The organism is Streptomyces shenzhenensis (assembly GCF_021462265.1).
Taxonomy (GTDB): domain Bacteria; phylum Actinomycetota; class Actinomycetes; order Streptomycetales; family Streptomycetaceae; genus Streptomyces; species Streptomyces shenzhenensis.
In genome coordinates, this window is sequence record NZ_JAJONF010000073.1 from 15,095 (window position 1) to 27,154 (window position 12,060).

The 12,060-nt window shown below is 68.9% G+C and carries 9 protein-coding genes and 1 tRNA gene; 4 read left to right on the plus strand and 6 right to left on the minus strand.

The genetic code is table 11. The features are described 5' to 3' along the window. Positions 1-225: 225 nt before the first annotated feature. The 4 genes from LQ326_RS44235 to LQ326_RS44250 all read right to left on the minus strand — a co-directional run bounded on the left by LQ326_RS44235 (position 226) and on the right by LQ326_RS44250 (position 7,609). Positions 226-1,797, minus strand: a complete 1,572-nt coding sequence (locus tag LQ326_RS44235) for a hypothetical protein (protein ID WP_234544784.1) — start codon at positions 1,795-1,797, stop codon at positions 226-228. Positions 1,798-1,955: 158 nt separating this feature from the next. Continuing rightward, entirely contained in the window at positions 1,956-3,521 is a 1,566-nt protein-coding gene (locus tag LQ326_RS44240) for a hypothetical protein (RefSeq protein ID WP_234544785.1), read from the minus strand. Between the two features lie 1,043 nt (positions 3,522-4,564). Next, the gene (locus tag LQ326_RS44245; protein WP_234544786.1) at positions 4,565-5,161 is read right to left on the minus strand and encodes a hypothetical protein; all 597 of its coding nucleotides are present in this window, start codon (positions 5,159-5,161) and stop codon (positions 4,565-4,567) included. A 183-nt stretch (positions 5,162-5,344) separates the two neighbouring features. After that, positions 5,345-7,609, minus strand: a complete 2,265-nt coding sequence (locus LQ326_RS44250; protein ID WP_234544787.1) for a hypothetical protein — start codon at positions 7,607-7,609, stop codon at positions 5,345-5,347. Between the two features lie 570 nt (positions 7,610-8,179). Between LQ326_RS44250 and LQ326_RS44255 the strand changes: the two genes are divergently transcribed. Together LQ326_RS44255 and LQ326_RS44260 are read left to right on the plus strand one after the other, a co-directional pair. After that, a complete protein-coding gene (locus LQ326_RS44255; RefSeq protein ID WP_234544788.1) occupies positions 8,180-8,461 on the plus strand; it encodes a hypothetical protein in 282 nt (93 codons plus the stop codon). Then, a complete protein-coding gene (locus LQ326_RS44260; RefSeq protein ID WP_234544789.1) occupies positions 8,458-8,856 on the plus strand; it encodes a PIN domain-containing protein in 399 nt (132 codons plus the stop codon). The genes LQ326_RS44255 and LQ326_RS44260 overlap by 4 nt, the downstream gene beginning before the upstream one ends. 514 nt (positions 8,857-9,370) lie before the next feature. Here LQ326_RS44260 and LQ326_RS44265 read toward each other — a convergent pair. Further along, complete coding sequence (locus LQ326_RS44265) at positions 9,371-10,150, minus strand: hypothetical protein (protein ID WP_234544790.1); 780 nt, start codon at positions 10,148-10,150, stop codon at positions 9,371-9,373. A gap of 443 nt (positions 10,151-10,593) precedes the next feature. Here LQ326_RS44265 and LQ326_RS44270 point away from each other — a divergent pair, with 443 nt between their 5' ends. Then, a complete protein-coding gene (locus LQ326_RS44270) occupies positions 10,594-11,301 on the plus strand; it encodes a hypothetical protein (protein WP_234544791.1) in 708 nt (235 codons plus the stop codon). 214 nt (positions 11,302-11,515) lie between these two features. On the opposite strand, the gene LQ326_RS44275 is transcribed toward LQ326_RS44270, so the two are convergent. Continuing rightward, positions 11,516-11,589 (minus strand) — tRNA-Gly (locus LQ326_RS44275). 283 nt (positions 11,590-11,872) lie between these two features. Here LQ326_RS44275 and LQ326_RS44280 point away from each other — a divergent pair. Then, positions 11,873-12,034: a hypothetical protein gene (locus tag LQ326_RS44280; protein ID WP_177233016.1), complete on the plus strand. Its 162-nt coding sequence runs from the start codon at positions 11,873-11,875 to the stop codon at positions 12,032-12,034. Positions 12,035-12,060 lie beyond the last annotated feature (26 nt).

Below are 12,060 nucleotides of genomic sequence, written 5' to 3' on the forward strand. Positions count from 1 at the left end.
GCGCGGGCGACATCTCCGGTTCCGGCCAGGCGGTCGTCTGGCGTCAAGACCTCCGCCGGCACCCTGGCCCACGGCTGGCTCGCCGCCTCCGGAGGCACCCCGCAGGACCTCGGCCGGCGAGCCGGCCCTGTATGAGCACACGAAGCAGCGGCGGACCCCGTCAGCCGGGCGCGGCCCGGAGGCAGGACTCCTCCGGGCTGTCGGAATATCGAGGGAGCAAAACCCTCAGCCGATGGCGTACGCCCGGTACACCGTCTCCACCGAGCGGTCCCCGGCGGAGTCCGTCACCTCCGAGCGCAGGGCGACCGCGCCGGAGGCGGGGTTGTGGACGGACGCCTGCCAGGTCGCCCCGGAGTGCTTGACGGTCGCCGCCTTCCAGGTCTTGCCGCCGTCGGCGGACGACCAGACCCGGACGGACTTGGCGGTCACCTTGGTGAGCTTGGTGTCGGGGCCCTGGGAGGCGCGCCCGGCGCTCACGCCGACCGTCGTGGTGCTGCTCGGCGCGGCCTGGTTGTGGCTGTTCAGACCGGCGGGCAGAAAGCGGGTCAGGAAGACCGGTGCGACGATCGCCTTGGCCGGGTCGGCCACCTTGAAGTGCCAGTCGAGGGTCGCCCGCGGCGAGAGCATGCCGGCCGGGAAGGTGATGCCCGGGCGGTAACGGTGGGCGTCGACGGTCAGGCGGTACCAGCCGGCCGAGCGGACGGGGGCGGCGAACTCGGCGGGCCCGGTGCGCCAGTCGGTGAGAGTCTGCTTCTTGACGGTGGTGCTGCCCTTGGACAGGACCACCGTCTCCTTCGTCACGTCCCCCCAGGAGCCGCCGATGTCGAGGTCGCCGATCATGGTGTCCGGGGAGAAGGTGACGGACTTCTGCCCGAGCAGCGGCAGATTGTGCATGGGGCCCCACACGGCCCGGCCGAAGGACTGGGTGAGGCTCTGCCCCGCCTTCACAGTCCTGGGGCTCGGGAAGCCGCCGCTGACGTCGTCGCCGTTGCTGCCGAAGATGTCGTCGCGCGGCTGCCATGTTCCGGGAGTCAGATGGACGGTGGCGCTGTACGGCGCGTTGTCGTCGCGCACCTGCGCCATCAGGTCGGTCGTGCAGTCATCGGTCTTCGGCGCCACCTGGAGCGCGGTGTCGACCTGAGTGCCCATCTGCGTCCCGGCGCGCACCGAGAAGCGCATCGTCGCGAGCCCCGACCGCTTGAACGACCCGCCGGGCGCCGCCGGGATGCCCGTGGTCTTCTTCACGGCGACGTAGCTGTCCTTGCCGGACCACTGCGCGAGATACCCGAACTGCAGCAGCTTGGACGAGTTCGGGATGGCGTAGAGGGCTCCCTCGTCGTTCCAGCCGCCCGCGCTGAAGGCAGAGGGCATGTCCATGTCGGCGGCGCACACCTGCGCACTGATCCGCGGCGGGTCGGTCACGTCGGCGGGCGTGTCGAGCGACACCTTGACGGCCTTGCCCTTGCGCGCGTCGATCGTCACCGACTTGCTGCCCGACACCGTCACGACCTGCGCGCCGATGGTGTCGGTGCCCAGTCCGTCGGTGGCGCTCTCGTATATGTCGGTCATCGCGAGGTAGCGCCCCGCCGGCAGGCTGATCCGCTTCCCCGACTTGACGCTGTACGTCTGGCCGGACGGCACGGCGACGACCGTGACCGTCGTCGAGACCTTGGCTCCGTGCCGCCCCAGCGTGGTGACCGTCAGCGAGCCCGACGCCGCCTGCGCGGAGACGGCGGAGGCGGCCAGCGGTACCAGCGCGGCCACACCGATGAAAGCGAGCGATCTCCGTCGTGCCACTTACAACTCCCCCTCAAATCAAAGAAGTCCGCCAAGCATAGGCACTCCACAGACACAACCGATCAAGCGAGGGCCCGCTGCGCCGCCGTCGACACGGCCCAGGCAATGGCGGTGCTGGATCCCGCAGTTGTTCCTCGGGCTTCGGCCCGAGGAACAATTCAGTGCACGTGGACGTACGTCTCCGGGCCGCTGGAGTCGATGTGGTGGCTGTCGGAGGTGAACCACACGACAGTCCAGGTGCCACCGTGAGTTGCCTTGCCGCTCAGGTGGTAGGTGCCCTTGGTGTCGGTCTTCACGCGCGTGACGTAGTGCCACGTCTTGCTTCCCGCGGCCCGGAACTCCAGGTAGGCGTAGGTATGGGAGATGCCGGACCAGGCGCCGGACGAACTGCGCTGCTGAAGATGGCCGCCGAACGTCACGTACGTGTTCTTGCGCACCGTGGTATGGCTGGGTTTGCCGCCGGTGACGCGGGTGGGGGTGCGGTAGATCTTGACCGCCGCGCTGTAGGAGGGCGAGTAGTCCGGGGTGCCCGGGAAGTATGCCCGCCAGTAGCCGTTCGCCTGGCCGTCGTAGGTCGCGTAGGTCATGAACTCATCGCCGGCGAGACCCGATCGGCCGATCCGGGTGCTGCCGACGGTGTGCCACGTCTTGCCGTTGGACGAGTACTGGATCGTCATGGAGTGCGTACCGCTCGCGAACTCCGCCCCGTGCAGGTCCAGATGGCCGTCGATCACCGCCTCGCCGTACTCGTCCTCGCTGACGTGGAACGGAGTGACGCGGCTGGGTGACGGAACGTGCACATATACCGGTGTCGCATCACTGTCGGCGGTCAGGAGGAAGGGATCGTAGTCCCAGTAGTTGTTGAAATAGTACGCACCGGCGGTGCCGGTGCTGACGGCGAAGGTGCCGGTGGCGGTGGTCCTGACCGTGGCGGAGAAGGAGGCCGGGCCCATGGTGTAGATCTTCTGGTCCGGCGTGCCCACCCACGTGGACCCGACCTTCCGTTCGAGCACCCCGGTGATCGTGGTGCGGCCGCCTTTGGGAACGTCGACGTCGGTCTTGCTCAGGATGCGAATCCGGGTGGTCTCCGCCGTCGCCGGCACGGTGAGCGAGGTCTGATCGCCGGTGTCGAGGAAATACGGGTATCCCGCGATGGCGGTGCCGTCGGCACCGGCCGTCCGGTAGGTGACACGGTCTTTCACCGTGACCGCTGCGGCCACCCGCCCGTCCGCCCGCGCGGTGGCGACCGCGACCGTTTCCGACGGGACCCCGGCCTCCGGATCGGCAAGGGCAACCGACACACCGGCCGGGTCGAGTACCGCGCCGGTGCTGGGGTCGGTGACGGTGATCGGGGCGGAGACGGTGTACGAGCGGTGCTCGTAGTCCACGGAACTCCGGTCGGACGCCAGCTTCCCGACGGACACCTGCGCCGCGTAGGTGAACTCGCCGGCGTCGGGGAAGTGCTCGACGTTTCCCGAGCTGTCCGTCACGTCCACGGAGACGTCGTAGACGCCCATGGCGGGAAGGGCGGGCCGGTCGGCCGAGACTTGACCGCCGTAGTAGGGATTGGGCACGAAGTCCGACGTCGTGGCGGCGTCGGGCGCGTCCGCGGGCGCCCCGTGCGGCCGGTAGCGGGCAGTGATGCCCGCGACCGTCGCGGTGGCGCTGTAGACGGACAGTGAGAGTTTCCAGTGGTCCGGCCAGGAGTTGCCGACTCCGTACACCTCGAACTGGTGCGGGTCCGGGCTGCTCTCGGTCGGGGCGGACGTCGCGGTCCCGGACGGGACCGGGCCGGCGGTGTCGGACGGGACCGGGCCGGCGGTGTCGGACGGGACCGGGCCGGCGGTGTCGGTCGGTGTGGCGGCCGCAGGGCCCGTTGGTGTGTCCGCCGGCCCCGGGCTCGCAGCGACGGACGGGCTCGCGGTGGCACCCGACTCCGACTCGTGCGGCACAGATGTCGCGGAGTCGGCGGCGGTTGCCGGAAGGGCCAGTACGGCTGTCAGCAGTGCACCGGCTGTCAGAGCAGGCAGAACAACGCGAAGTCTCACTCGATGAATCCCCCCAAGGAAACCAAATGCCCGCCGCCCACGCCATTTCAGCGCCGCTCGCAGAGCGCTACGGGTCGGCCAATCCTAGAGCCGGCCTCCGACACGACCGCGCACAGGGCCCGGACGAAAAGTCCGGGACTCCTCCGGCCGCCCCCCGCTCTCGGGCTTCGACCGGGGTGACGAGGGCCACGCCGCAGGATCACCCGGCATGCGGCCCGTCGCCGGCGAGGAGAAGTTCGTCGAGGCGTTCACGGCAGTCTGTACCGACGACGGCGAGTCCTGCCGACTCGCGTGCTCACGCACCGTCGCCGGGGACTGTCCATCGGCTTCGACCCGCTGCGGCGCCACGCGCAAGGACACCATGGACAGCAAAAAGGCCCGGGTCCCTGACCTGGGCCTTCTTCATGGAGCGGGTGACGAGAATCGAACTCGCGCTCTCAGCTTGGGAAACGACGGCGCTCGCCGAGCTGGATAGCGCCTGACCTTCCCCTATGTGTTCTGGCATGCCGCTCGGGCGCGACGGACCGCACCGCTGTCGACCGTGGTTTACCGGTCCTAAGGGCACGCCATGGGCATGCCCCCGGTTCGGAGGAGTCAAAGAGCACCACTTCGGGTCTGACCCCGCCCAGGCCATGGGAGCGGGCAGCAGCCGGAATGCCTCCTTGCAGAAGCACACCAAGGATGGCTCAAGCCACGATCGAAGTCCGTGCACACCGGATTCAGGGCTGAGGCTCGGCCTCGTGCAATCGGTCGTGCGCGGCCCTCAGCAGGCCCTGTGACCACTCCGCGCGCGTAACGCCCTCGGGCGGTCTCATCGACTCGGCGTGGCCAGCACCCAGCGCTCGGGCGATCGCCTCCACCGCGAGACGCCGTATGAGATCGTCGTCGTACTCACCGCGGCCTTCCTCGGCGAGCTTGAGCAGGGCGCGGAGCAGTTCGGCGTCGAACGCGTCGTGCAGGACTTCTCCCGCACCCGAGACCGCGGCCATGAACACGTCGTCACTCAGGTCCCACTCGGGGGAACCCAGCAACTCGATGATCTGCGTCCGGTACTTCGCTCCCACTCTCCAGTGCCCCGTGAGCACCTGTACGACGAGCGCCGAGACCTCGGGGTCCTCGGGATGGACGAGATAGCCGGCGACCAGCGACTCGTACGCCGGACCGCCCGCACGGGCCACCACGTACAACAGCCGGTAGAGGTCCTGCCCGGCCCGGCCTTCGGAAATCGTCTGGGCGATCTCCTTCACCTCTCCCTGCGGGATGGTGCCGTCCTTCGCCCGCGCGGTCAGTTGCCGCAGGTACTCATCATGCGTCACTGTCACGCTCCACTCACCCCCCGGGAACGAACTGCTCGGAGTAGTCCAGCATTCTGCTGGGCCGCCCCAGGTCCGCGACGCCGCAGTGCCGTCGGCGGGCGGCCGCCCGTCGCCTTCAAGATCACCGTCCGAGAGACTCGCGACCACTCCCACCACCAGGGTCGGGTTGCACGGCCGGGGTCTCTACGAAATCAAGGCGTTGCCGGTCAGTGTTCGTAGGACCTTCCGGGCGTCGGTGCGGAAGCGTTCGTCGTCGAGGATGATCTGGTCCTGGAGGCCGGCGCCCACGATGCGCCGGTCGCCGTCCGCAAGGTTGCGGATCAGGTCGAGCTGAGCGTCGCTGAAGGCTGTCGGGCCGAGCGCGGCGCAGGCTTTCAGCACGGCTGAGGCGGAGCGTGCATACGAGCCCGGTCGGGCCGCCGCGAGGACACGGTCGGCCAGGGTGGTCCGGGGGAGCCCGGCGAGTGTGTCGGCCTCGGGGCAGATGCTAGTCAGGCCGAGTACGAGGGCAGGGGCGAGTTCCGGATCGTCGAGCAGCGGCAGGAGATCGGGGACGAGCGGCTCGGCTGTGGGACCGAGCAGGCAGGCTACTTCGGCGGCGCGTTTCACCGTCTCCTGGCCCCATGCTTGGGAGGCCCAGGCGAGGCCCTCCTGGATCACCGGGAGCACCGTCTGCGCATCCCCGGTCAGTTCCCAGACCAGCGCTGCGGCCCCGAGCGCTGCCCTGATCGCAGGCATGGTCTCGCGCGACTGCGGCGGTTCCGCCAGCAGTGTGTGCAGCATCGGCAGCAGGGGACGAGCGGCCTCCCTGAGCGAGGCGGCCGCGGTGACGGTGTGGTCCAAGCTGTTGCCTCGCTTGGCCAGCAGCTCGGAGAGTACGGAGATCAGGGGGCCGGCGTCGCCGGTCAGGGAGTGGAATGCGCTTGCCGCTGCCTGACGCGTGGCCGGTGGTCCCTGCCGGGCTTCGGCTCGTAGCGCCTCGATCACGTGCGCGTCGGCCTGGGGATCGGCCACGGCGGCCAGGGCGCGGCTGACCGGGAGCGGATGACGCGGCAGCGCGGCGAGCAGCTCCGGCAGGGCGGCCCTGGCCGGCCTGCCCCAAGCGGCCAGCAGCCCGCTCAGGTAGACCGGTTCGTTGGTCGCGGCCAGCCCGCCGTCGAAGACCGGTCTGCGCTCGCGGGACGGTTCGGCGGCGAGCCGTACGCGTATCGCGTCGAGCAGTTCACGATCGTAGGGCAGGGGTGTCCGGTCGTCGCCGGGCGTGTGGGTATGACTCGACGTCCGGGTCTCTCCGGTCGCGAGGCGGTACGCGGCCTTCAGCGCGTGGGGCCGCTCGGGCAGGTGGCGGGCGAGCAGCCCGGTCGCCTCTGGGGCTCCCAGGCACACCAGCGCGGCAAGGGCCTCGTCGGCCGATTCACCATTACCCTGCGCGATGGCAAGCAGGGCCGGGACCGCCTCCGGGGCCGGCTGACACCAGGTTCGCAGCAGTGGGATCACGTCGGCTGCGGTGGCCGGATCGTCGAGCAGTGGGAGCAATGCGGGCAGCAGCCGTGCCGGGGCGGTTCGTGAGCGGCGGGCGAGGGACTCGGCGGCCCAGCGCGCCTCGGTGGTGGCGGCCTGCGCGTGCTCGCTCCCCTGAAGCCGCAGCGCTACGGCTCGCCCGAGCGCGGAGCCGACCACGTCCATGGCGGTGTCGGCGTCGCCGCGTGTATGCAGAGCTTTGGCGAGCGCCTGCAGCGGCTCCCGCTCCCACAGGGCGCCGAAACCGTGCCGCTCCAACGGGACCAATGCCGTGACGCGCGCGGTCGTCTGCGTGTCCCACGGCAGGCCGCAGTCGGCAGTGACCAGCAGCGCCGCAACCTGAACCGGCGCCGGCTCGTCTCCGGCGAGCACCGCGGAGCACAGCTCCTCGGCCGCATCAGGATCCAGGAGCGCACAGGCCGTCAGCACGTCCGCGCGCACCGCCGGATCGCTCTCCGCCGCCCAGCGGACCCACAGTGCCGCACGGGCGTCGGGGCCGGCCGCCGACCGGCACTGGGCCACCGTCCACGCCGTGGTCCGCCGCACCTCGCGATCGTTGTCCGCGAGCAGCGGCAGGAGCAGCCCCAGCTGTGTCGCAACGGCGTCGCGGGCCGCGCCGGGCACCGGCAGATCGTGCTCGTCGACGCTCCCGGCGACCACACCGAGCATGCCCACCAAGGCGCTTCGGCGCACGCCTTCGGCGACGAGTCGCGCCAGGAAGGGCACCGCGGGCGCTGTCGCCGTGTAGACCGTGCCCTGGTGGACGATGCTGCCCCACAACTCCTGCTCCGCCTCCGCGGCCGTCTCCTCCGCCGGGGACGCGAGATCCCGCAGCAGCGCGGGGATGTCCTCCGCGGAGCCGTAGGCATGACAAAGCCGTGACCAGTCCACCTGGTCGAGGCCGGCGAAGACGAGGGGGAGAGCCATGCGCGGATCATGCCACCTGGCTCTGACAACGATCGGCTGTGCCCACCTCGGGCAGCGCGACCGTGGCCGGGCTCCGGGCGGGACGCACTCACCCGGAGCCACCAGGCCAGAGGGCCGGTGGTCCACAGGTGAAAGCGCCGTCAATGATGCAGGACCACGGCAGCTCGGTCGGGACCGCGCACCGAGCTCACCACGCCTTCCGCGCCGCGCTCAACGAGGTGAAGCGTCGCCGTCACCTCACCGACTACCGCCAAGCCCTCCGACTGTGAGCGGAGAAGGGCGTGCCATACAGGTCGAGAAGGTGCAGCCTCTCCTCGAAGTGGCCAAGCGGTAGCGGGGTCTCCGTGCCCTCGGTGTGCCCGTAAGAGCGGAAAACCACAGAAAGGGAGAGGCCGGCGCGCTGAAGGGGCAACTGGGCGCAGTCCGCCCGGGTGCGGGGGTCAGCTGTCGGCAGGACGTTGCTGCTGCACAGCACCCAGGAACCTCCGGCACAGGGATCCTCTGGCATCCGATCAGAGCTCGTGGTGCACACGCCCCACGGTATGCCATTTTGAATGGCATACTCGGAGTGTGACTGATGACGACGTTGACTTCCCGCCCGGCGACGGCCCCACCAGTGGCATCTCCGTCACGCTGACCGCCGGAACTCTGCAGGCGATCCGTGAGCGGGTCGGCAAGCGGGGCGTATCGGCGTACCTGGAGAAGGCGGCCCAGCGGCAGATCGAGCGGGACAACCTGGACGAGTTGATCGCGGACTTCGACAGGGTGCATGGCCCGGCCGACCCCGAGGCCGTGGCGGCCAAGCGTGCCCGGCTGACCGGCGGCGCTTCAAATGCTGGGGCGGCCGCGTGAGCGGTGCCCTGGTCCTGGACAGCGAGGGCCTGGCAAAGGCCGTACAGCGTGACCGGGAAATCCACGAGTGGCTGACGGCGGCTCGCGACGCAGACCTGCCCGTGATCACCTCAGCAGCGGTACTGGTCGAGGTGATCCACCCGAAGATCAACGAAACCGCACTGAAGTGGACCCTGTCCCGACTGAGTGTCGAGCCGGTGACCCAGGCCGTCGCCCAATCCGCTGCCGCTTTACTGCGTGCAGCGGGACTGCACGGCCACAAGTACGCAATTGACGCCATGCTGTGCGCGACTGCCCTGCAGCATCCCGGCCGGGTGACGATCCTGACTTCCGATGTAGAAGACATCGCCCTGCTCACCGCCGAGCACCCACGCGTAAGTTCGGAGAAGGCCTGAGCCGAGGCGCCGCCAGGGCGTACGGAGGAAATGCCGCCCCATCTGGAGCGGCCAAGAAACCCCGGGTAGCTACCCCGAGGTCTCAAACAGGCGCGGGCGACGAGAATCGAACACGTCCTCTCCCGCACTGGAGAGAGGCAGGTGCCGTTTCCACTCGTGGGATGTGCCACATCGCGCAGAGTGGAACTCGCCGATGTCTTTGGTTCGCCGACGAGCAATCTTGAAACCTTCACAGCGGTGACGACGCCGTGGGTTCCGAATCCCACCGCCCACGGCCCCTGACCTGGATGGTCGATCAAGGTCTCGCGTGCACAGACTCCCCGCACGCCACTTCCCTGGACGCAACCCACGCCACGGTGGTCGCCGCACAACCTGGCACGGTTCTGGCACGCCTGGTCAGAGTTCCTGTGACTGAGAGCGCTGCTTGGACAGCCTGCCGAAGCAACGCTCTGAGGGGTCTGCGCCACGCACTATGGTGACGCTTCTGCGAGGGGAGGCGGTCCACGCACGTCGCCTACCGCACGGCGACGTAATCCCCGGTCGACGACTTCGCCCCAGAGGTGGAGTTCCCGTGGTACGTCCACCGCCACGTCCCCGGTCCGGTGGCCTTCACCGTGGTCCTGAGCGTCCCCGTACTACTCGACGTCACCTTCTTGACCGTCGTGTACGAGGAAGCGCCCGCCGCCCTGAACTCCAGGCTCACCGTGCGGCCCGCGTACCCCTGGTACGTGTGGGTGTCCCAGTTCGCCCGTGTGACCCGTCCGGTCACGGTGATCGTCCTCCCTGTCGCGACCGGCTCCGGCGAGGCGTTGACGGTGACTCTTGTGGCCCGCTTGACCTGCAACGGGAGGTTCAGGTCGTCGATGTCCTGGGCGTCACCGGTGAGAAAGACCTGACCGGCGGTTTTCCAGGTGCCGGCGTCCTCGTTCCCGAAGTCGACGTGCCGCGGGTCGATGTACAGCCATTCGTCGAAGTCGCACATTCCCTTCGCCCTGTCCACGACCTCGCAGTCGCTGGTGATGACGGAGTCGTAGAGCCTGTCCCCCGTGTTGAGCTTCCCTCGGTAGGGGAACACCTTCGGCCCGAAGTCGTATTTGAGCGTGGTCGTCATCCGGAAGGCCGCCCGCACCTCGACCTCCTCCTTGACTCCGATCACGATCGGCTTCCCGCCATTCACCGTGACCCGGCTGAAGGAGACCCCGCCCTCCGCCGCCCCGGCCGGCACCGCAGCCATCCCTGTGAACACGATTGCCGCTCCACCGGCCACCACCGCGCTCCACATCGTCTTCCCCATCTTCGAGCCCGTCCCTCCTCCTGCAGTCTGGACCGAGCGCGTGGGCGCACCGGCCAGAGGTTCATCCCTACCGGCAGACTGTGGGACAGGGGAGGGCTGTTCGCGGTTGTACGCGGTGCGGCAACGACTTGATCACCACGGCATCGCTCCGGCCCGGTTCCGGAAGGGACCCCGACGGCGTCAGGGCGGCCGGGCTGGACGAGACGGTGCGGGCGGAGCCTGCGAAGAAACACGAGGACAACGCCGCGCATCACAAAGGGGAGTGCACCGGAAGCAAGCCGAGCGGTTGTGGTGCGCGCACCCCGGTCCTTCCGATGAGCAATATGTCCAGACCTTCGGAGCAGCCAGAGAAACCCAACTGCCAAGATCGGCGTGATCACGGCGTTCTGCCAGGGTGTCAACAAATGCCCGGATGCGTTGAACCGAGTATGACGGAGCACTCGATGGCATGGGACGAGACGGGCCTGTCCGGTCTACAGGCGCAGCTGGCGCACGAAATGTTGAGCCGGGTCACGGCCTTCACGTTCGGACCGGAAGTCCGGCTCGTCCGAGGTGTGGTGACCCCGCCTGACCGACCCGGAGCCGGCCGCGTCGTCCTCTGGGACGGACAGCGACTCGACAGCTCCGTCGCCTTCGATGTGCCGCTCACGGACACCCAAGGCGGAAACATCCCCTCGGGGGACCTTGCAGCCGCCCTGCGCGGCGTGGCGGCCGACCGCTCGGAACGTGAGATCGAGGAGGCACCGCGCGACGCCTTCGGGATCCCCGTGATCGACGCATCCGCCCCCGTTCACGCCTTCGTCGCCGAGCCGCGTTTCGAAGTGCCGGACGCACTGCATGCCGCAGCGGCTGCATTCTCCCTCCCCCCGGAGCCGGAAGAGCCCCCGGAACTGCGGCTGCGCGGGTTCCTCCTTGTCGACCAGGCAACCTGCCGCCTCTACCTGGACACCCCCGAATCACAGGACGCACCGCCGTTCGGCATCGACCTCCCCCTCCAAGACGAGAAAGGCTCCGTCACGGTCGGCGTAACAGCGGTGCACACCGCACTCCCGGTCCTCGTGCTCGGCGAGCTGGAACGCATGCGCAAGGACGTCCACGACCCCTATTGCCATACCGTCTACGACTTGGGGGACTGGCTCTCAGGCAGCTGACCACACGGTGCCGGGAACCGCTTCGCGGGTATCACCCCCCCGGCTCCAGGAGCGGAGCCCATCAGCCGGCGGAGTGGACCCGCCAGGTAACTGCGGTCGTGCCATAGAACCGCCATTGATCCAGACGCCCAACGTTCTGGCACGGATCTGAGACGCGGCAACTGATCACGACGGACAGCAAAAAGGCCCCGATCTCTGACCTGGGCCTTCTCCATGGAGCGGGTGACGAGAATCGAACTCGCGCTCTCAGCTTGGGAAGCTGATGTTCTACCATTAAACTACACCCGCGTAAGACGCCGACGGAGTCGGTGCCCGAACGCTCGCTCACTGTACCTCATGACGGACCCCCGGTGCTCGGACCGTGGGGTTCGTGTGCGTTTCGGGGGCGGGTCGGGGGGCGGGATCCGGTGCGGGCGACCGGAGTTGGGGCGTACGGTGGAGGTGTGGGAGAGGCTCCCGGCGGGGTCGGAGTGCCGCCTGGAGAGCCGTCCCTTAGATCCCGTAATGTGGCTTTCCGTCGTCACGGCAGTAAGCCCGACGCGGCTCCTGGGGAAGGGACTTAAGGGACTTGATGGAACGCACCGTCGTCCGCTGTGCCGAAGGGCACGTGTTCAGCACCGCTTCGTTCCCGATGCAGCAGGCCGAACGGCTCGGCCCCGGCCGGCTCGTGCGGTGTCCCAAGTGCGCACGGCTGCGCAGCGTCGTACCGGTCGCTCTTGAGAAGCAGCAGTAGAGAACGGCGGTAGGGAACAGCACTAG